The following is a 21,331-nucleotide window of genomic DNA, read 5'->3' on the forward strand; positions in this document are numbered from 1 at the left end:
ATGGCAATTGAAAAAAAGGTGCAAAAACGCACCTTTTTCAAACTAGACGGATGGCTGTGTCCCTGTAAAAATAGGCACTTCACTTGTCTGACCATTTTCTTGTCTATAGACAATATGTTTCTCATTAAAATGAATGGGAGATTCAATACCAGCGGCTGCGGATAAGTTAAACAAGCCTTCTCTTAGAGAAAGGATATAATTGCAGACTCGGTATTTCTTTTCTTCAATTGATAAACCCTTTTGCAGTTTTGGATCAGTTGTGGCGACCCCGACTGGGCATTTATTCGTGTGGCACACTTGGGCGCGAATGCATCCGACTGAAAACATGAGTCCCCGTGCGATATTGACAAAGTCAGCACCCATGGAAAGGGCAATTGCAATTTTATCTGGTGAGAGAAGTTTGCCAGAAGCAAAGAGTTTGACCTGATCTCTGACACCGTATTCCTTCAATATTTGATGAACCATTGGGAGTGCCGTGAAAATCGGCAGCCCTGCGGAATCTGCCAATTCATGAAAAGATGCGCCAGTGCCGCCTTCTCCGCCATCCACTGTAATGAAATCAGGGTGCTTTCCGCTTTTTTTCATGTACGTTGCAAGCTCTTCAATGTTTTCTTTATGTCCGACCACAAGCTTGATGCCGACAGGCTTTCCGCCTATACTTCGCAGCTGTTCAATGAAATCAAACATATCCGGAATGGAGTGGAACATCTCAAATCGGTTTGGGCTGTCAATGGATTGATGGGGCGGCAATTTACGGATGTTCGCAATTTCTTCGGTGACCTTTTCGCCGTCAATATGACCGCCGCGTGTTTTAGCTCCTTGTGCTAGCTTCAGCTCAAAGGCTTTGACTTCCTCATGCTCGCTTTTTTTCTTAAATTCTTCAAAGGAAAAAGCGCCATCTTCTGTTCTCACGCCAAATAGACCGGGCCCAATCTGGCATATGATATCGGCTCCGCCTTTGAGGTGATAGGGAGAAAGCCCGCCTTCACCTGTGTTCATCCACGTACCGCCAGCCATTTTTAATCCCGAGGATAGTGCTGTAATGGCCCTGTCGCCTAAAGAGCCGTAGCTCATGGCAGACTGTCCAATCAGGCCTTTTACACGGAATGGCTTTTGACATGTGTGCTCGCCAATCACTTGTACATCGTCTTGATGGAGATAGTAAGGTTTTGCTTCGACCTCTTTGGTATGTTCACTTCTTCGTAGTAAATTGTCTTGATCAATCTGATACACTTTTGTTTGGATTTTTTCAGATTGATCGATGCGTAACTCATCTCGCTGCTTTGGAAATAGAACATTGCGAATGTAGTAACCAGGCTTGTCAAAATCACGTTTTGATCCAAAGCCCATCGTCCGGCTTTTGTACTTCCCAGACATGACAGCTTGCTCGTATTCTCTTCTTGAGAAAGGAAGCTCCTCGCGATCATTCAGAAACAGATATTGACGAAGCTCAGGTCCTATTTTTTCAAAAATAAACCGCAGCTTTCCAATGACCGGATAATTTCGCAGGACAGAATGCTCTTCCTGTTTTTCATCTCTCATCCAAATCCAGATGAATAAAATGATTGGTATGATGAAACAAATCACTAATAGTGCGCCAACAATGACAATGAAATTTGTTGTCACGAAGATCCCCTCTTTTCTCTATCATGTTGTTGTTATTCCACTTTTCATTGAAAGAGAAACCACTTCAACATATTGTGACGTTTAGAAATGAAAAGCCGGGGTAACTTACAAATAAGATCATAAGGGGAGGGAACATACATGAATAAGTGTCCGAATGCGTATGTACTTGCAGGATTAGGGGTTGGTGGTGCAGTGTTATTAGCAGTAAAAAATAAACAGCATCTCAAAAAATGGGCAAGCATGTTCCGCTCAGATGAAAAGATTCCTGAAAAAGCCGGACACCCTGATCCATTAGATATTCAAGACAACAAGATGGTCGATGAAGGGGCCATGACATCCGTCCATTATTTCAATGAAGTGAGACAATAGCTTGGAAAAACCGTTTTGACCATTCAAAACGGTTTTTTCTTGTCTTTCTTTTGACGTTATATCGATGAGGATCGACAATCGTAAAACCGATTAGCCCTTTGTGATCAGGCGTCGAGAAATGAAATTCAATGCCTGATAAATGATAGGTTGAGAGAACGTCCTGATCTGTAAAACGTAAAGAAAGCTCGTCCTCATACACGGGTACATGCTTCAAAACTTCGGCTTCTTCTGCAAATAACTCCAGACCAGCTACTCGTCCCTCCTTGTCGATATCTGCGTTCATACATTCATTCACATCTAATTCAATGGTTTCTTTGATTGTCCCGATTCCTACAGGCAGGAGATAGATGTATCCGATGTCGATCGTTTGATCATATGTGATGGTTCTTTTCATGTCGGTCACCTGCTTTATGTATGGTTTTTTGATCAATAGTAAAATGTCCCTTTATTGTATAATAACATGTGGTGATACAAAGCTCTTCTATCAGTGAACGGTCAAAGATCATCCCTCTCAGCTCCTAGATGGTTTCAGCATTCTAACCTAAAGTCACGAACCCCATTTTCAAAAGAATGAAACTTTTAGCTGAAGGAGGTTACCCATTTTTTGCGGTCACTGATTTTGTTATAATATTTAAATGGAATGAAACGAATGGAGGAACGTTTTTCATGTATGATGTTACCGAGTGGAAGCATGTCTTTAAACTCGATCCAAATAAAGAAATATCCGATGAACAGCTAGAGGCAATTTGCGAATCTGGTACGGATGCTATATTGATTGGCGGCAGTGACAATGTGACAGAGGACAACGTGCTTCAATTAATGTCAAAGGTCCGCCGGTTTCTTGTGCCATGTGTGCTCGAAATCTCAACACATGAAATGATTGTGCCGGGCTTCGATCTGTATTTCATCCCGACTGTCTTAAACAGTTCTCATCCTGATTGGATTGTTGGGCTTCACAAGGATGCGATGAAGGAATTCGGTGATTTGATGTCGATGGAAGAGATCGTGCCTGAAGGCTATGTTATTTTAAATGAAGAGTGTAAAGCGGCCAAGCTCACAGAGGCAAATACAGCACTGGACATCGATGACGTAAGAGCATATGCAAGAGTGGCAGAGCATTTAATGAAGCTGCCCATTTTTTATCTAGAATACAGCGGAACGCTTGGAGATATAGAACTTGTGAAAGAAACGAAAGCAGTGCTTTCTGATACGGTTCTTTTTTATGGCGGGGGCATTGAAAACGCAAAGCAGGCGGAAGATTTTGCGCAGCATGCGGACGTGGTTGTTGTAGGAAACGTCATTTATGACAATTTCAAAGAAGCATTAAAGACAGTGAGCGCAGTCAAAAAGTCATCATAGTCAAACAAGACGAAAAGGGTTAAAATAGAACATAAGTTCGAATTGGCGGTGAATGGAATGAATGAAATATCGAATCATCTATTAGAAGGGCTAAATGACGCGCAAAAAGAAGCGGTCAAAGCAACAGACGGTCCGCTACTCTTGATGGCAGGAGCAGGAAGCGGGAAAACGCGGGTGCTCACACACCGAATTGCCTACTTAATGGCAGAAAAGCATGTGGCTCCGTGGAACATTTTAGCGATTACGTTTACAAATAAAGCAGCACGTGAAATGCGTGAGCGTGTCCAAGCCATTTTAGGGCCTGGTGCGGATGACATTTGGATCTCTACGTTCCACAGCATGTGTGTGCGTATTTTACGACGCGATATTGACCGTATTGGTGTAAATCGCAACTTCTCTATATTAGACACATCTGATCAGCTTTCAGTCATTAAAAACATTTTAAAAGAACGAAATATCGATCCTAAAAAGTTCGATCCTCGCAGCATTTTAGGATCAATCAGCAGTGCAAAAAATGAACTCATTGACGCAGAGGAATACGCCAAAACAGCCAGTGATTTCTATGATCAAGTGGTTAGCGACGTCTACACAGATTACCAAAAGCGATTACTTAAGAACCAATCACTCGATTTTGATGATCTTATTATGATGACGATTCGTCTGTTTGAGCGCATCCCTGAAGTATTAGAACACTATCAGCGAAAATTTCAATACATTCATGTCGATGAGTATCAGGATACGAACAGAGCGCAGTACATGCTTGTGAAACTGCTTGCTCAGCGTTTTCAAAATATATGTGTGGTCGGTGACTCGGATCAGTCCATCTACCGCTGGCGCGGAGCGGATATTACAAACATTCTCTCCTTTGAAAAAGATTATCCATCCAGTGAAGTGATTCTGCTTGAGCAAAATTACAGATCGACGAAACGTATACTGAATGCCGCAAACACGGTGATTCAAAACAATTCAAACCGTAAGCCGAAAAACCTTTGGACAGAAAATGATGAAGGGGCGAAGATTGCCTATTACCGTGCAGATAATGAATTCGGCGAGGGTCAATTTGTTGCTGGAAAGATTCATCAGCTTCATCAGAGCGGTAAGCGTAAATTATCCGATTTTGCGATTCTTTATCGAACCAATGCCCAGTCTCGTGTCATAGAGGAAACATTATTGAAGTCAAACATTCAATACAACATTGTCGGCGGCACAAAGTTCTATGACAGAAAAGAGATCAAGGACATTTTGGCGTACTTACGCCTAGTAGCTAACCCAGATGACGACATTAGCTTTGCACGAATTGTGAACGTACCAAAGCGCGGAATCGGTGCGACATCTGTTGATAAAATCGCAGCATACGCGGAGATGAATGACCTGTCTATGTTTGAAGCGCTTGGTCAGGTAGATTTCATTGGACTCAGTGCAAGGGCAGCCAATGCGCTTGATGAGTTCAAACAGCTCATCGATCAATTGACAAATATGCAGGATTATTTATCTGTCACAGAACTAACAGAAGAAATTTTAGAGAAAACAGCCTATCGTGAAGCACTAAAGGTTGAAAAAACGATTGAGGCACAGAGCCGTCTAGAAAATATTGACGAGTTTCTCTCTGTGACTAAGAACTTTGAAGAACAAAATGAAGACAAGTCCCTTGTGACCTTCCTGACAGATCTTGCCCTTGTCGCAGACATTGATAAGCTGGATGAGAATGAGGAAGAAGATCAAGATGCGGTCATTTTAATGACGCTTCACGCCGCAAAAGGTCTAGAATTCCCGGTTGTCTTCTTAATGGGCATGGAGGAAGGTGTCTTCCCGCACAGCCGCTCATTAATGGAAGATGCAGAGATGGAAGAAGAGCGCCGCCTTGCTTATGTAGGCATCACACGGGCGGAAGAAGAGCTTTATTTATCAAGTGCCAAGATGAGAACACTCTTCGGCCGGACAAACATGAACCTTGAATCAAGATTCATTCGAGAAATACCAGCCGATTTATTGGACAACCTAAATGAGAAAAAAGAAACGAAAACACCATTTGGCCAAACTAGAGAAAGACCACAAAGACGGGGACCTGTCTCACGTCCACAAACTCAAACAATTCAAAACACAGGCGGCGGAAGTATTGGCTGGGCTGTGGGCGATAAAGCGGCTCATAAAAAATGGGGCGTTGGAACGGTTGTGAGCGTAAAAGGCAGTGGAGACAGCACGGAGCTTGATATTGCTTTCCCAAGCCCTACAGGCATTAAGCGTCTTCTCGCAGCATTTGCGCCAATTGAGAAGCAATAAACCGATAGGACATATAAAACGGATGAATTGAAAGGAAGAAGCAGATGGATAAAGAAGCAGCGAAACGCCGGATCGAGGAACTGCACCAGATTTTGAACCAATACAACTACGAATATCATACACTGGATCGTCCAAGTGTTCCTGACGCTGAATATGATGCGCGGATGCGTGAGCTGATCTCTTTAGAGGAAGAGCACCCTGATTTAAAAGCAGCGGATTCTCCCTCACAAAGAGTCGGAGGCGCTGTGTTAGACGCCTTCCAAAAAGTGCGCCACGGCACACCGATGCTCAGCCTCGGGAATGCGTTTAATGAACAGGACCTTCTTGATTTTGACCGCAGGGTTCGTCAAGCAGTCGGTGACGATATTGCATACAATGTCGAGCTGAAAATTGACGGACTCGCTGTTTCTCTCCGTTATGAAAATGGCCTGTTTGTCCGAGGTGCCACACGTGGAGATGGGACAACGGGTGAGGATATTACAGAAAACCTCAAAACCATTCGATCCATCCCGCTCAAAATCAAACGTCCTTTGTCAATTGAAGTGAGAGGCGAGGCATTTATGCCAAAACCTTCTTTTGAAGCATTAAACGAAAAAAGATTACAAAACGAAGAAGAGCCGTTTGCGAACCCGCGTAATGCGGCGGCAGGCTCGCTTCGTCAGCTTGATACGAAAATTGCGGCGAAACGAAACCTTGATATCTTCGTCTACAGTATAGCGGAGCTTGATGAAATTGGTGTTGAATCGCAAAGCGAAGGACTTGATCTTCTCGACGAACTTGGCTTTAAAACGAACAAAGAAAGACGGATGTGCCAAACGATTGAGGAAGTGATTGAGCTCATTGAAACACTAAAAACGAAGCGTGCCGACTTTTCATATGAAATCGATGGAATTGTGATCAAAGTCGATTCGTTAGCTCAGCAAGAAGAGCTCGGCTTTACAGCAAAAAGTCCCCGCTGGGCTGTTGCGTACAAGTTTCCAGCTGAAGAGGTCGTGACAAAGCTGCTTGATATTGAACTAAGTGTCGGGCGTACAGGTGTCATCACACCAACGGCGATCCTTGAGCCTGTCAAAGTAGCAGGAACGACAGTGCAGCGAGCTTCCCTTCATAATGAAGATTTGATCAAAGAAAAGGATATTCGCCTTTTTGATCAAGTGATTGTGAAAAAAGCGGGCGATATTATTCCGGAAGTCGCAGGTGTACTGATCGATCAGCGTACAGGAGAAGAAAAGCCGTTTCACATGCCGACTGAATGCCCAGAGTGTCATAGTGAGCTGGTGAGAATTGAAGGCGAAGTGGCTTTGCGTTGCATCAATCCAGAATGCCCTGCCCAAATACGTGAGGGACTCATTCACTTTGTTTCCCGCAATGCAATGAACATTGATGGGCTTGGCGAGCGGGTCATTACACAGCTTTTCCAAGAACAGCTTGTCTCTCGTGTGTCTGATCTTTACCGATTAACGAAAGAAGAGCTCATTCAGCTTGAGCGAATGGGCGAAAAATCTGTCGACAATTTACTGCGTTCGATTGAGCAATCGAAAGAAAACTCTCTAGAGCGTTTACTATTTGGACTCGGTATACGATTTATTGGCTCTAAAGCGGCGAAGACCTTGGCGATGCATTTCGGTGATATCGATCAATTAAAGCAAGCGACGAAAGAACAATTACTCGAAGTCGATGAAATCGGTGAAAAAATGGCTGATGCTGTCGTCACATACTTTGAGAAAGAAGAAATACTCAATCTGCTAAATGAACTAAAAGAGCTTGGGGTTAATATGACCTACACAGGACCAAAACCGGTGAAGGTTGAAGAAAGTGATTCCTATTTTGCAGGCAAAACCATTGTGCTGACAGGGAAATTAGAAGAAATGGCTCGAAACGATGCAAAAGCAGCGATCGAAGCACTAGGCGGTAAACTGGCAGGTAGTGTGAGTAAGAAAACAGATTTAGTCATAGCCGGAGAAGCAGCGGGAAGTAAGCTGACAAAGGCAGAAGAACTCAATATAGAAATTTGGGACGAAGCTAAAATGCTCGAGGAGCTAAAGAAATAAGAGGAGTGTTTTCTATTGAAAAAGTTGTTATTGCTGCTGACAATGCTCACACTGATATTGTCAGCGTGTGCACCTTTTGGGGGAAAGGAAGAGGAAGAGGTCACACAAAAAACGGATGAAACGAAGGAAACAGCCATCATCCCGATGTACAATATCTCTGACTCCTATTACAAAATGGTGCTGCCGTTTAAACAAGGGGCTGCGAGAGGATTAACAGCAGAGCGTCTCAACACACGCTTGGACATCGATGAATTTGAAACAGGACTCATGCGCCTTGCAACAGAGTCATTTAATACAAACGACTACCTTTTCCAAGAAGGACAGCATTTTGATGAGGACACCGTTCTAGGCTGGCTGGCGCGCAAAAAAACAGGCAGTGATCTGAAAAAGGCAGAAAAAGAAGATAAAGACTTTAAGAATCTAGGCTTAAACCCTGCTCTTCCGAACTCAGGTTCAACAAAGTCTAAAAATGAAAGTAGTCCAATTTACTTAGCTTCGATGCTAGAGCATAATTACTTAATTCGAAAAGATAAAAACAGCTTACAGCTTGGCGGAGTTGTCATTGGACTTGCGCTGAACTCTGTTTATTATTACCGTGAAAATATCGGTGACCCGCAGCAAGAAGTGACGATCGATTCTTCGAAAAATTCAAAGAAACTTTTGGCAGAAGGCGAAAAAATTGCTGAACAAGTGATCAAACGAATTCGTCAAATGGATGGGCTGCAAAAAGTGCCTGTCATGATTGCCCTTTATAAGCAAGCACCAAAATCATCTATCGTTCCAGGAAACTTTATCGCCAAAACGGATGTGAAAGCGGGCTCAGCTGATATCGGCAATTGGGATACGATCAAAGAGGAGAATGTCTTCTTCCCTTCAGATAATGCGAAAGGCAACTACAAAGATGATTCCGAGCGATTTGACCGCTTCAAAACAAAAGTCGAAGACTACTTCCCGAATTATACTGGTGTCGTAGGAAAAGGGTTTTACAAAGACGGCAACCTGCAAAAAATGAAAGTCGAAATTCCAATGCAGTTCTACGGAAAAACGGAAGTCGTAGCCTTCACGCAATATTTAACAGGTGAAGTCATGGATTACTATAAGAGTACGAATATCGAAATTAACATCACATCTTCAGATCAACAAGAAGCCTTGATCACGAAAAATGCTGAAGACAAAGAACCAACCGTCCATATATATGACTAAATAAAAACCGCCTTTTGGCGGTTTTTTAAATTAGTCATAATGTATCAAATTATGAAAATATTGTTATAAAAAGTAGAAGTGTAGAAAATAATGTATTATTATGGGTGATAATGAAGAGAAAATGGAGATCACTATGAAAAATAAATCATTTTACTTTTTATTAGGGGGACAATCCCTAGCTAATTTTGGGGATTCGCTATATGTCCTCGTATTGACCATCCTGACATATCAATTAACAAATTCTACACTGATCGCTTCAATGGTGGCTGTCTCACAGTTTGTTGGACAAGCACTTGGAGCGGTACTCATTCCTTTCTTTATGTATCAATTTAAGCTAAAAAGACTCATTATCTATTTACAAATGTGTCAAATTGCTTTCTTCGGTTGCTTAATTTTCATTTATATTCTACAACTATCAACTTTTACTATTCCTCTCTTTTTTATCATTGTATTTTTCCTTTCTTTGATAGATGGAGGAACCATTCCAGTTCGAAATTCGATGATCCCACGTCTAGTAGAAAAGAACTTTTTACTAAAAGCAAATAGCTATATCTTAACTTCTGATCAAATGGTCCTTTTACTAGGCTGGCTTTTAGGAGGGCTGTTTATTGGCATTCTTGGACCACAGTTTCTCCTATTGACGACACTTGTTTTATACAGTTTGTCACTCATATCTATGCTCTTTATCATTGATACTGGGGCTGCAGCTAAACAAGAGCAACAGTCTGAATCATTTGCTACAAGGGTCTTTTCAGGGTGGAAGCTCATGTATGAAAAACCAACTATTCGAACATTAACGATTTTAGAAATGCTATCCATGAGCGGTAGAAGTATTTGGACTGGTGCCATTATCCTTGTGTATGTCACAGAAGTTTTACATCAGCCTGAAACATGGTGGGGCTTTATTAACGCAAGCTATTTTGGCGGAACCATTCTAGGCGGCCTGCTTGTGTTGCGATTCGCAAAGCATGTGGAACAGCGTTTGTTTGATCACATTTTTTACAGTTCGGTGATCGTGGCTGTGCTAACCCTTTGCTTAGGATTGAATCATTCTGCATGGATGAGTTTGTTGTTTGTCTTTTTATTAGGACCAGCCTTTCAGCTTCGCAGTATTTCCATTCGAACCTATGTACAAGATACACTGAGTGAAATTGAATTGCCCAAAATACTATCAGCTCAACATACACTATCAACTTTTATATACGGAATGTCCATCCTCGTTATGAGCACCATGACCGATCTCTTTGGGGCAAGAGTCGTCTTTTTTATAAACGTTGCCCTGTTTACTGTGTCGGCTTTCCTAGCGTCTAGATTAAAAAATGAACAAATTTAGACATTTTATCTCAATTATTTACAAAAATACCATTATGTGATTTAATATGTTGGTAGAAATGTTAACTATATGAAAAGTAGAGGTGGCGTAATTGACTAATAGTTTAGTATATTGGCCATTAACACATCCGCAGCGGCGCGTGATGAACATGGAAACATTTTATCCAGGAACACCGATCAATCATATTGGCGGTATCATTTTCGTCAATGGGCCATTGCAGCTCGATAAACTGAAGCAGGCCATTGCATCTTGTATCATGATGACAGAATCTCTTCGTCTCAAGCTAGTAGAGAAAGATGGTGAAACGCTTCAATACGTTGATCCAAACGCCGATAGCCCTATTCCTACCTATGAGTTTTCCACACATGAAGACATGCTAGAATGGGCCGAAAAAGCCTTCAAAACACCATTTCAATTAACAGAAACCTCTCTCGCCGAATTTGCGGTACTAAAAATCAGTGAACAACAATCCGGTTATTTCATCAAATGCCATCATACAGTAGCAGATGGATGGTCGATGAAAGTAATCATCGATAAAATTAGCCAGCTTTACACTGCTCTTACCCACAGCTCCTCTATCGAACAAGAAGCAGACAATCACTCTGTATTTATTGATAAAGAATCAAAATATATGAACTCCCCAAGATTTAAAAAAGATCAGCAATTTTGGAAAGAAGCATTATCTGATGTGTCTGATAGTTATTTGGTACAGGGAACTGACCAAATCAAAGGCCATCGGCAAAGCCATTATCTTGATCGACAACTCTCAGAACGAATCTATGAATTTATAGATGTCCATCATTGTTCAATCAACTCTTTATTTACTTTAGGACTCTTCGTCTACTTGCATAAAAGATACCAGCAAAAAGATTTTATTATTGGGACGCCAGTTCTCAATCGTTCCGGACAAAAGGAAAAAGCCACGTCCGGTATGACCGTAAGTACAATGCCATATCGAATGAAGATCGATCCTCATCTCTCTTTGTTAGAAAGCTTAACAGACGTTCAAAAAAGCTATAAGGCTTACTTCCTGCATCAGCGTTATCCCTATGATGCACTTGTCAAAGATTTAGAGCTTGCAAAAGCAGGGTATGATCAGCTTTTTCAAATCTATATCAACTCCTACAGCACAAATATGGTGCAGGAGATGGAAGGATACAAGGTTGAATACATAGAGCTTTACAATGGCTTCCAGCCATATGGCTTACAAGTTGCTGTGAAAGAATGGGATGAAAAAGGGCAAATCGAGCTTCAATATGATTACAAGATCTCAGATTACAGCAATGAAGATATCGACTTTCTACACGAAAGAATGCTTCTCTTTGTCGAAACGATACTCGCTCAGCCAAAGCAGCTGTTAAAAGACGTACTTCTCATGACAGAAGTCGAGACACATCGAGAGCTATATCACTGGAACGACACAGGCATGCTGTTTCCACAGAAACAAAAAATCCATGAATTGATCACAGACATGTCAACGTCTTCTCCTGATCGAATTGCACTTCAGGACGGATCTCATAGCATGACATACGGTGAACTTGAGAGAAAAACCAATCAAATGGCGCATTTTCTACAAACACATGGCTTACAAAGACATGACTTTGTTGCCGTATGTATGAATCATTCACCAGAACTTATTGTGCTGCTGCTGGGGATTTTAAAGGCTGGAGGCGCATATGTGCCGATTGATCCTGAGTATCCAGAGGAACGTATTCAGTTTATTTTGGATGACAGCCAGGCAAAGCTGTTTTTCACAGATGACGCATCTGCATACCATTTTAATGGCGATACGTACAATATCTACAACGTGTGGGATCAGTTGGCTCAGTATAATGCGGAACATCCATTCATTGGGAATGCTGAAGATGTCGCATATATGATTTATACGTCTGGCTCTACAGGACAGCCAAAGGGAGTCATGATTGAGCACCGAAGCTTAGTGAACTATATCATGTCTGCCAAAACACACTATACTGATTCATCAGATGATCATTTTGCCTTGTATTCATCCATTGCGTTTGATTTAACCGTGACATCCATTTATACGCCATTGGTCATTGGCAGTACCGTGATGATCTATCGTCAAGAGGATCAGCCAGGCTTTTTATTAGAACATATTTTGTTTGATCAAAAAGCGAAAGTCATCAAGCTGACACCAGCTCATATGGCACTGCTAACAGATGCTGCACTTTCTCAATCAGTTGTGAAACGGATGATTGTGGGCGGAGAACAATTATCGACCGCTTTGGCTAAAAGAATCACAGAGGCAAGTGATGGAAGGATATCTATCTTTAATGAATATGGACCAACTGAAGCAACCGTTGGCTGTATGATTCATCAATTCCATCAAGATGATGGGGCATCTGTGTCAATTGGTGTGCCAATGCCCAATACAGAGATTTACCTTTTAGATGAGCATCAGCAAGCCGTGCTGCCTGGGACAGTAGGAGAAATCTATATTTCAGGTGCAGGTGTTGGCAGAGGGTATTGGCAAAGACCTGATTTGCAGGAATCACGCTTTCTGCCCAATCCATTTGTAAATGGTCGCCGCATGTATCGAACAGGTGATATTGCCAAACGAGCAAATGATGGAAAGATTGATTACATTGGCAGAATTGATCATCAAATCAAGCTGCGAGGCTACCGGATTGAGCTCGGTGAAATTGAACTTGCACTGATGGCACTTGAAGAAGTTGATAAAGCAGCGGTTATTGATCTAACCGATGAATCTGGAGAAAAACAGCTGGCAGCCTATATTGAATTGAAAGAAAAACAGATGACGTCCTTTTTACTTAGAAAGAAATTATCAGATCAGCTTCCAGCTTACATGGTACCTGCCTATTTTGTTGTACTAGACGAGCTCCCGCTCACTCAAAACGGAAAAATCAATCGGACGGCACTGCCTGATCCATTGCTGTCTCAAGAAACAGCTGTTGAGTGGTCCAAGGAAACAGCGGACATTGAAGAGATCATCCTAGATACAGCAAAAGGCATCTTAGGGCATGAAACAATCGAACCGGCTGATCATTTTTATCAGCTTGGCGGAGATTCCATTAAGGCGATTCAATTTATTGCGAAATTAAAAGACAAAGGACTCTATTTAAAAACCAAGGATCTTTTTACTTATCCCATTTTTAGAGAAATGGCACAAGTCGTTCAGCAGGAACCTGTCATACATATCTCACAAGAGCAAGCTGTGGGTGATGTGAAATCGATTCCAATTATCGAATGGTTCTGGTCCCAGCGGTTAAAAGATGAACATTTCTGGCATCAATCCATCATTGTTCATTCAAAGAAAAAGATGGATGAAGCCATCGTGCAGGATGTTCTCAAAGAGCTCGTCATTCACCACGATGGACTAAGGTTAAAAGTACATGAGGCAACAAACACACTCTATTATGATGAAGACATTCAAGATTTTCCGCTGATGATACACGATTTCACGGCATTGTCAGAAGAGAATGTGGAAGAAGCGTTACAAGAAGTAGGATATCAGATCAAGCAAAGGACTCATCTTTATCAAGGACCATTGATTCAGGCTGCGCTTTGTCAAACTGATTCTCAATCACATCTCATCTTTGCCGCCCATCATCTATTAGCTGATGGTATGTCTTGGCAAATTCTTGTGGAGGACTTGATTCAATTATTGCATGCAGAGGAGGTAACAGCAGAAGTACTTCCGTCTAAAACCCATTCCTATCAAACATTTGCCGAGCGGGTGAATCAGTATGCAGTATCAGAGGGTGTAAAAGAGTCGGTCAGCTATTGGCAAAAAGCGGTGCAAAATATACAGCCTCTGTATCCAGTTTCCTCAAATGAGGGATATGTCAGAGACGAAATCAAATTAACCAACGCATTATCAGTGGAACTCACGAATCAATTGCTCAATCAAGCGAATCAAGCGTATCAAACGCAGCCGCATGAACTGTTAATTTCAGCCTTGACGCAAGCCTGTTATCAGCAAACGAATCAAGAGCAGATTTCTTTGGAATTAGAAGGTCATGGCAGGGATGCAGTAGAGGATGAGATCGATGTATCTAGAACGTTTGGCTGGTTCACCACCATGTATCCTGTGAATGTTCATGTGTCTGAATCTCTCTCGGATCACATACGAACTGTCAAAGAAACGATACGTGAAGTGCCAAATAAAGGTGCAGACTATGGGCTGTTGTCACTCATTAATAAGCAGCTTCCTCCTCATTCAGCGCCGCAATTACGCTTTAACTATCTAGGTGAAATTGATCAAGTGCTGAAACAATCATCTGATTATGAGATGTCTTACTTTACATCGGGGATGGATTCGTCATTGGATAATCCATTAACAACCGTCATCGATATGGTCGCTACCATCAAGGGCGGTCAGCTGATCTTCCATCTTTCTTTCAGCGATAAACAGCTGTGTGAAACAGACATGATGCAGCTATTGCAAGCGGTAGAGCAGCAAATTGAGCATCTTGTACAGCATTGCTTAGAGAAAGAAGGAATCGAATTTACACCGTCTGATTTTGAAACAGTGGATATGTCTCTTGAAGAAATGGATTCATTATTTACATGAGGAAAAATCAGCATGTTATCTACATTTCATTTTTATTAGCGGTCTTATGGATAAGCAGCTTTGCCGGTTGGACACATGCAAAAGCAGTGATTTCACCTAAAGCCATTGATCAAGTGATAGAGGAACAGATGGAGCTTGGACGCATTCCAGGCATGTCCGTTGTGGTTGTGAAAAAGGACGAAGTGGTGTACCAAAAAGGCTTTGGTTATGCGGATCGAAAGAAAAAGAAGCAAGTGACAGCCAGCACTTTCTTTGAAATTGGATCTACATCAAAGGCGTTTACCGCTCTTGCGATTGTGGAGTTAGAGAAGCAAGGGAAACTTCATTTAAAAGATCCGGTGAGTAGCTATATTCCAGGTTTTTTTCCAACATACAATGGAAAGCCTCAGCGTTTAACGGTGGAGCAATTAATGCATCACACAAGCGGCATTCCCTTTCAATCCATTGCGCTTATCCAGCCAGATACTACAAAGGATGCGTTGAAAAAAACAGTAGATCAGCTGAAATCAATCGAGCTTAATCGTAAGCCAGGCAGTTCCTTTGAATATGCGACCATCAACTATGATGTTCTTGGTCTCATCATTGAAAATGTAACAGGAACATCGTATGAGGCTTATATGAAAGGACTGTTTAAAAGGCATCATCTTGACCAAACGGAGGCTGGGCTAAAACGGATGAAATCCGGCGCTGTCTCAGAAGGGTTTAAATTGCAATTCCTTGCTCCGCATGCTTATGAAGCACCAGAATATCGAGGCAACACTCCGGCAGGCTATATTGTGATGAATAGTCAGGATGTGGGGACTTGGCTGCAATATCAATTGACCGATTCAACTTGGTCTCGCTTTGTAAAAAATCCTGATTACTTAACTGTGAATGTCCCAGAAGAAGGGAAGCATGTCTATTACAATGCCGGCTGGTATATAGAAAAGGCACATGAGCAGGTAGACTCGCTTTTTCATGCAGGCTCTAACCCTAACTATTCATCATTTTTTCTGATCCAGCCAAAAGAAGAGGTTGCGATCGGAGTGTTAGCAAATATGAATAGCAGCTACACAGAGCAAACGGTACGTCTTATTGCCAAAACGATCACGGGTACAAATGAGGAAGTAGAGTCATCAATGGATCCTTTTCAGCTCATTGATCAGTTGAGTCTTGGTGCCACATGTCTTTTTATTTTGCTGCAAATAGTGTCTATCGTTCGTTTTATCAAATGGAAAAAGCGTGTAAGAAACGGCGCTTTCGTTCGCAGGGACATGTCACTTCGCGTCTGGCTGAAAAGTAGCGGCTGGGTGCTACTGCTAATTGGGATATTGATCCTGCCAATCATTGTTGCGCAGCTAGCCTTTAATGGGCTACCTTGGAAAATGACTTTTGTATGGGGACCTTCCTCTCTCATTGAATTAGCGATTTCTTATTATTTGTTTTTCATTTGGTTTTGTACGATTGGTTTCATCAAAGGATTTATGGTGACATCTCCTGCTGGAAAGAGAGGAAAAAAAGATGACCGTCAAACAGATTTCGGGCATTCATCCTTATAATGATTTGTTTTATCGCAGCTGTTTTTTCAATTGCTTTTTTCCAATTGTGAAGCTGCATGATCAAGAAGTTTCTCCATACTTATTAAATGATCAATTTGCCTACGGGCTTACAGAGCACGGCTTGTTGCAGATTGACTGGATGTCGGCACACGATCCAGAAAAGATTATGAATTTACAAGGCATTCAAGTAGAAAAAATGACGTATTGTCCCAACCTCATTGAAAAGGTCAAGCAAGATGTGACGTGTGACCGCCCGGTAATTGTATGGGTAGACCCTTACGTTCAGCGAGGTAGAAAAGAGTATTTGACAACCCATAGCCGTCATTCCATTTTAATTACGGGATTCGATGAAAATCAGCAAATCTTTCACGTATTAGAGAATCGGCATTTAGATAATTTGTCTTATGAGCATCAAGTGTTGTCATTTAAAGATGTACAGAAAGGGTATGACACCTTTCATGATCATTTTCAGCCGAATGATCAATTTCATTCCTATGCGGCCTTCTACTTTGATCCGGACAAGCTCTCGACTGAGTTATTTGATCAAAAAACGACTTATTTCCTGAGAAATATGCATGGTCAGATAGACGTAATAGAAAAAGGAATCGCAGCTCTTGAAACATTTTATGAGCAGCTTCCGCAATGGGATGATATCGAGAAGCTCGTGGCGTCGTTCAATCAGATCATCAATACGAAGAAAGTAGAGCTGTATCGGCTGAATCTCATCAAAGGCGATCTACCTGAGCTGGTGGGATGGATGGAACGTATTTTAGCAGAATGGGAGAAAGCAAGGCATCAGGCAGCAAAACTCCTTTTTTCAGGTGAGATGTCTAGTAGGTACCAAGCCAATATCAAAGCTTCTTTAGAACAGATCATCCAGGATGAAAAACACTGGCTGGAAGCGTTGGCAATCAAATGCAAAAGGGAGTGTGGCGTGTCGTGAAGTTATTTTGCTTACCGTATGCAGGTGGAGCCAGTACCGTATTCAGTACGTGGAAATCTTATATAGACCGGTCGATAGAAATTCATGCCCTTGAACTCCCTGGGCACGGGACAAGAATGACAGAGCCTGTACTAACCGATTTACAGCAGGTCGCAGATGATCTTTATGTACAGGCGTCCTCCTCCTTAAAAGAAGGAGAGCCCTATGCCATTTTCGGTCATAGTATGGGAGCCGTCCTTGCATATGAATTACAAAAAAGAATGAAAACAAGGTTAAACAGAGAGCCTGTTCATGTCTTTTATTCTGGGCGCTTCCCGCCACATATTCCAGAAAAGAAAGTCTATCATCAGCTGTCAGATTCCAAATTAAAAGAAGCGATCATTGCGATGGGAGGCGTTCCTGAGGAACTTGCTGATAACCATGCAGTGCTTGATTTCTTTCTGCCGATTTTAAGAGCAGACTTTCAGCTTTTGGAGACCTATTTATGTGATGAAGTCGTTCCAGCTGCTTGTCCAATTTCTATTTTTTATGGTACACGTGATTTGCCTTCTGTGCTGTTTGATTTAGACGATTGGGATCAATATACAAGTGAAGATTGTGCGTTTTTCGAATTCGATGGAGATCACTTTTTTATTCATTCATTCACAAATGAAGTCGTTGAAAAAATCAATGTCATTTTAAAGCGAATTGGAGTGTTGGAGAAATGAACACGAAGCACGTAGGCGTGATTGGAGCAGGTGTCATGGGGGCTGATATGGCATTAGACCTTTCAGCAAATGGCTATCAAGTCACATTAGTTGATGTCACAGAAGAAAAGTTAAACGAAGCGCTGGAAAAAATTAAGAAGACCTATCAATTGGTTCAATTTGTGAGAAAGAAGAAAATCTCATTGTCTTTAGAAGATGTATTGTCTCAAATCCAGCTGTCAACTTCACTTGAAGGATTACATGACGCGCATATCGTCATTGAAAATGTGACGGAAGATTGGGAGATTAAAAAACCTATTTATGAAGAGCTACGAGATATTTGTGCGAAAGAAACCATCTATTTTGTAAACACAAGCTGTATCTCCATCACAAAGGTAGGGTCTCTTATGCATCACCCTGAGAATGTCATTGGGGCGCACTTTATGAACCCTGTTCCTCTTAAAGCGCTAGTTGAAGTCATTAGAGGTAAAGCAACTTCTGATGACACAGTGGAAACGGCAAAAGATTTCTTGAAATCGTTTGATAAAACACCAGTTGTGGTGCATGATTTTCCGGGATTTGTTTCCAATCGTGTGCTGATGCTGACAATCAACGAAGCGATTTGGGCGGTGCAAGATCAAGTCGCTACGCCAGCGGATGTCGATAAAATTTTCCGCGGAGGTTTCGGTCATAAAATGGGACCACTTGCGACAGGAGACTTAATTGGGCTTGATACGATTTTGAATTCATTGCTTGTTTTATACGAGAGCTACAAAGATCCGAAGTTCCGTCCATGTCCTCTGCTTGTCAAAATGGTTGATGCAGGCGAGTACGGCAAAAAATCAGGCAAGGGCTTTTTCCAATATGACATGTGAGAGGAGAATAACCAATGGCTAAGCAAATTAAGTGTGTTGTCTGGGATTTAGATCATACATTATGGGATGGAATTTTACTTGAGTCAGATGAAGTGACGTTAAAACCATCGATGAAGGAAGTACTAACAGAGTTAGATGAGCGCGGCATCCTTCTTTCTATAGCAAGCCGGAACGATGAAGCAGCCGTGAAGGAAAAGCTTTCTGCCTTCGGAATCGAACATTTCTTTCTCTATCCAGAGATTCATTGGAATGCCAAATCTAGTTCATTAAAGAGAATTAGTGAGCGCCTAAATATTCATAAAGATACCATTCTCTTTATTGATGATCAGCCATTTGAACGAGAAGAAGTGAAGGCTGTTCATCCAGAGATTACGTGCTGGGATGCAGTGGATTATCTGTCATTACTCACTGATGATCGGCTGCGTCCAGTCTTTATCACAGAAGATGCTAGACGACGCAGAAGAATGTACTTAGAAGCGGACAAAAGGCAGCAGGAAGAAGAGAAATATGAAGGGCCGCCTGAGAAATTCTTGGCGTCTTTACATATGAAATTCGTGATATCAGAAGCAGGAGAACAAGACCTCCAGCGCGCTGAAGAATTGACTGTCCGTACCAATCAATTAAATGCGAGCGGGAAAACCTACGATTATGAAGAGCTTGATTTCTTCCGTCAATCAGATTCTCACTTCCTGCTTGTCTGTGAACTTGAAGATAAATTCGGTTCCTATGGAAAAATTGGACTCTCATTAATAGAAGAAACAGGTGACACATGGCATGTCAAACTGCTGCTTATGTCTTGCCGCGTCATGTCTCGTGGTGTCGGGACCATCTTACTCACAACGATTTTGCAAGAAGCGAAAAAGCGAGGAAAGCGGCTTGTCGCTGACTTTAAACAAACCGACCGAAACCGCATGATGTACATCACATATAAGTTTGCGAATTTCAAAGAAATTGAGAAAGGGGAGGACGGCTATATCTTGTTTGAAAATGATTTAAGCATGATTCAGCCTTTCCCAGAATACGTAGATGTCAATATTGAATTAAATCAGAAAGACCCAGCCAAACAATAAAAAAGCGAAAAGCGAGGAGATTAAATCATGAACCTACACGAACAAGTAAGAGCCTATATCGAGCAAAACCTAGTGGTATTTGATGAGGAAATTGAACTTGGAAATGATGATCATATTTTTGAACAAGGCTTTGTGAATTCTCTATTTGCGATGAAACTAGTGAACTATATCGAGCAAGACTTTCAATTCCAATTAGATAACGAAGACCTCGACATTGCTCATTTTAGTACGGTCAATCGCATTGTCGCCTTAATTGAGAGAAAACAACAGGGGGCGGCTCTTCATGAAAACAGCTGAACAAACGATCAATGCCGTTGAAGAAATTCGCCAGTATTGCGATGAACATATCCGTCCGTTTGCCAATGAATTCGATGAGACGGAACATTTGCCAGAGTCGCTGATTCGAGATATGGCAAAAAGAGGCTACTTGGCAGCAGGTATCCCGTCTTCCTATCAAGGGCTAGGGCTTGATCCAATCGCATATGGACAGTTCACGGAACAAGTGGGAAAAGCTTGCTGTAATGTACGCACATTATTGACAGTGAATTCACTTGTAGGAGAAGCCATTCTTCGTTATGGAACAGAAGACCAAAAACAAGGCTGGCTCGTTGAATTAGCCAAGGGAGAAAAAATCGGAGCCTTTGCTTTGTCAGAGCCGAATATTGGTTCAGATGCCAATCATGTTGAAACAAGCTATCAAAAGGAAGGGCAATCCTATGTATTAAATGGGAAGAAAAAGTGGATTTCCTTTGGAGCGATTGCCGATTTCTTTATTGTGATTGCAAGAGACGGTGAACAAGTCACGGCATTCCTTGTCGATCGAAATCAGCCGGGTGTAGAGATTGAGAGGATTACAGGAATGATGGCCAACCGAGCGTCATATTTAGCGGAAATCACCCTCGATCATGTTCAGGTTCATGAAGACTGTGTTTTAGGACCAGTTGGAGGTGGATTTAACCATGTGGTGTCACTCGCATTAGACCATGGAAGATACAGTGTCGCTTGGGCAGGACTTGCCATCGCACAAGAAGCCGTTGATTCTCTTGTCACGTATTCGCGTAAAAGAACACAGTTTAATGAAAAATTGTACAAGCATCAAATGATCAAAGGCATGATCGGAGATGCGGTGACCCAGCTCCATGCAGCGAGAGCCTTATGCCTAAAGGCTGGGGAAATGAGAGAAGCGAATCATCCTGATGCGATCACTGAAACATCCATTGCAAAATATTTCACCTCTAAAATTGCCGTTGACATTACAAATACAAATGTCCAAATTCATGGCGGAAGTGGATTTAGCCGGGAAAACTCAGCTTCAAGACTATATCGTGAAGCAAAGGTGCTTGAAATTATTGAAGGAACTTCGCAAATTCAGCAGCAGGTTATTGCTAACTATGGTTTACGCCATTATTTCGTGAAACATTCTTAGAGAGAAAGGAGATGAGC

At 41.9% G+C, this 21,331-nt stretch carries 16 protein-coding genes; 14 read left to right on the forward strand and 2 right to left on the reverse strand.

Translation table 11 applies throughout. The features are described 5' to 3' along the window. Positions 1-42 precede the first annotated feature (42 nt). Positions 43-1,626, reverse strand: a complete 1,584-nt coding sequence (locus NSS78_RS03380) for an FMN-binding glutamate synthase family protein (protein ID WP_251191445.1) — start codon at positions 1,624-1,626, stop codon at positions 43-45. A 138-nt stretch (positions 1,627-1,764) separates the two neighbouring features. Between NSS78_RS03380 and NSS78_RS03385 the strand changes: the two genes are divergently transcribed. Then, entirely contained in the window at positions 1,765-1,995 is a 231-nt protein-coding gene (locus NSS78_RS03385) for a hypothetical protein (RefSeq protein ID WP_268458160.1), read from the forward strand. Here NSS78_RS03385 and NSS78_RS03390 read toward each other — a convergent pair. Then, positions 1,976-2,389: a DUF2283 domain-containing protein gene (locus NSS78_RS03390; RefSeq protein WP_251191446.1), complete on the reverse strand. Its 414-nt coding sequence runs from the start codon at positions 2,387-2,389 to the stop codon at positions 1,976-1,978. The two genes, NSS78_RS03385 and NSS78_RS03390, sit on opposite strands and share 20 nt — an antisense overlap. A 272-nt stretch (positions 2,390-2,661) precedes the next feature. Between NSS78_RS03390 and NSS78_RS03395 the strand changes: the two genes are divergently transcribed. From NSS78_RS03395 to NSS78_RS03455, 13 genes are all read left to right on the forward strand, one after another. Next, positions 2,662-3,354, forward strand: a complete 693-nt coding sequence (locus tag NSS78_RS03395; protein WP_041816135.1) for a heptaprenylglyceryl phosphate synthase — start codon at positions 2,662-2,664, stop codon at positions 3,352-3,354. Positions 3,355-3,411: 57 nt separating this feature from the next. Next, the gene (gene pcrA / locus NSS78_RS03400) at positions 3,412-5,634 is read left to right on the forward strand and encodes a DNA helicase PcrA (protein ID WP_212046325.1); all 2,223 of its coding nucleotides are present in this window, start codon (positions 3,412-3,414) and stop codon (positions 5,632-5,634) included. A gap of 44 nt (positions 5,635-5,678) precedes the next feature. Continuing rightward, positions 5,679-7,685, forward strand: a complete 2,007-nt coding sequence (gene ligA, locus NSS78_RS03405; RefSeq protein ID WP_212046324.1) for an NAD-dependent DNA ligase LigA — start codon at positions 5,679-5,681, stop codon at positions 7,683-7,685. Between the two features lie 42 nt (positions 7,686-7,727). Further along, entirely contained in the window at positions 7,728-8,888 is a 1,161-nt protein-coding gene (locus tag NSS78_RS03410; RefSeq protein ID WP_223251227.1) for a CamS family sex pheromone protein, read from the forward strand. Between the two features lie 133 nt (positions 8,889-9,021). After that, the gene (locus tag NSS78_RS03415; RefSeq protein WP_034620241.1) at positions 9,022-10,221 is read left to right on the forward strand and encodes an MFS transporter; all 1,200 of its coding nucleotides are present in this window, start codon (positions 9,022-9,024) and stop codon (positions 10,219-10,221) included. 91 nt (positions 10,222-10,312) lie between these two features. Next, on the forward strand, positions 10,313-14,776 hold the full coding sequence (locus NSS78_RS03420; protein ID WP_212046323.1) for a non-ribosomal peptide synthetase: 4,464 nt from the start codon (positions 10,313-10,315) through the stop codon (positions 14,774-14,776). Next, positions 14,773-16,314 carry a serine hydrolase domain-containing protein gene (locus tag NSS78_RS03425; RefSeq protein WP_212046322.1) on the forward strand — a complete coding sequence of 514 codons (1,542 nt, stop codon included), beginning with the start codon at positions 14,773-14,775 and terminating at the stop codon, positions 16,312-16,314. The genes NSS78_RS03420 and NSS78_RS03425 overlap by 4 nt, the downstream gene beginning before the upstream one ends. Continuing rightward, a complete protein-coding gene (locus NSS78_RS03430; protein WP_050945730.1) occupies positions 16,277-17,257 on the forward strand; it encodes a C39 family peptidase in 981 nt (326 codons plus the stop codon). The genes NSS78_RS03425 and NSS78_RS03430 overlap by 38 nt, the downstream gene beginning before the upstream one ends. Beyond that, complete coding sequence (locus NSS78_RS03435) at positions 17,254-17,964, forward strand: alpha/beta fold hydrolase (protein WP_050945731.1); 711 nt, start codon at positions 17,254-17,256, stop codon at positions 17,962-17,964. The genes NSS78_RS03430 and NSS78_RS03435 overlap by 4 nt, the downstream gene beginning before the upstream one ends. Continuing rightward, positions 17,961-18,818, forward strand: coding sequence for a 3-hydroxyacyl-CoA dehydrogenase family protein (locus tag NSS78_RS03440; RefSeq protein ID WP_003214220.1), 858 nt, complete (start codon positions 17,961-17,963; stop codon positions 18,816-18,818). The genes NSS78_RS03435 and NSS78_RS03440 overlap by 4 nt, the downstream gene beginning before the upstream one ends. Positions 18,819-18,832: 14 nt before the next feature. Beyond that, the gene (locus NSS78_RS03445) at positions 18,833-19,888 is read left to right on the forward strand and encodes an HAD-IIIC family phosphatase (RefSeq protein WP_212046321.1); all 1,056 of its coding nucleotides are present in this window, start codon (positions 18,833-18,835) and stop codon (positions 19,886-19,888) included. Between the two features lie 27 nt (positions 19,889-19,915). Continuing rightward, a complete protein-coding gene (locus NSS78_RS03450; protein ID WP_050945733.1) occupies positions 19,916-20,185 on the forward strand; it encodes an acyl carrier protein in 270 nt (89 codons plus the stop codon). Next, the gene (locus tag NSS78_RS03455) at positions 20,172-21,314 is read left to right on the forward strand and encodes an acyl-CoA dehydrogenase family protein (protein ID WP_212046320.1); all 1,143 of its coding nucleotides are present in this window, start codon (positions 20,172-20,174) and stop codon (positions 21,312-21,314) included. Before NSS78_RS03450 ends, NSS78_RS03455 begins: the two co-directional genes overlap by 14 nt. Positions 21,315-21,331: the final 17 nt, after the last annotated feature.

The organism is Bacillus sp. FSL W8-0920 (assembly GCF_038593215.1).
Classification (GTDB): Bacteria; Bacillota; Bacilli; order Bacillales; family Bacillaceae; genus Bacillus; species Bacillus pumilus.

What these genes read in the sequence shown, in the direction of transcription:
- NSS78_RS03445 (WP_212046321.1), top strand. Translation starts at nt 18,833, where the DNA reads ATGGCTAAGCAAATTAAGTGTGTTGTCTGGGATTTAGATCATACATTA.
- pcrA (WP_212046325.1), top strand. Translation starts at nt 3,412, where the DNA reads ATGAATGAAATATCGAATCATCTATTAGAAGGGCTAAATGACGCGCAA.
- NSS78_RS03385 (WP_268458160.1), top strand. Translation starts at nt 1,765, where the DNA reads ATGAATAAGTGTCCGAATGCGTATGTACTTGCAGGATTAGGGGTTGGT.
- NSS78_RS03450 (WP_050945733.1), top strand. Translation starts at nt 19,916, where the DNA reads ATGAACCTACACGAACAAGTAAGAGCCTATATCGAGCAAAACCTAGTG.
- NSS78_RS03415 (WP_034620241.1), top strand. Translation starts at nt 9,022, where the DNA reads ATGAAAAATAAATCATTTTACTTTTTATTAGGGGGACAATCCCTAGCT.
- NSS78_RS03440 (WP_003214220.1), top strand. Translation starts at nt 17,961, where the DNA reads ATGAACACGAAGCACGTAGGCGTGATTGGAGCAGGTGTCATGGGGGCT.
- NSS78_RS03430 (WP_050945730.1), top strand. Translation starts at nt 16,277, where the DNA reads ATGACCGTCAAACAGATTTCGGGCATTCATCCTTATAATGATTTGTTT.
- ligA (WP_212046324.1), top strand. Translation starts at nt 5,679, where the DNA reads ATGGATAAAGAAGCAGCGAAACGCCGGATCGAGGAACTGCACCAGATT.
- NSS78_RS03395 (WP_041816135.1), top strand. Translation starts at nt 2,662, where the DNA reads ATGTATGATGTTACCGAGTGGAAGCATGTCTTTAAACTCGATCCAAAT.
- NSS78_RS03390 (WP_251191446.1), bottom strand. Translation starts at nt 2,389, where the DNA reads ATGAAAAGAACCATCACATATGATCAAACGATCGACATCGGATACATC.
- NSS78_RS03425 (WP_212046322.1), top strand. Translation starts at nt 14,773, where the DNA reads ATGAGGAAAAATCAGCATGTTATCTACATTTCATTTTTATTAGCGGTC.
- NSS78_RS03410 (WP_223251227.1), top strand. Translation starts at nt 7,728, where the DNA reads ATGCTCACACTGATATTGTCAGCGTGTGCACCTTTTGGGGGAAAGGAA.
- NSS78_RS03455 (WP_212046320.1), top strand. Translation starts at nt 20,172, where the DNA reads ATGAAAACAGCTGAACAAACGATCAATGCCGTTGAAGAAATTCGCCAG.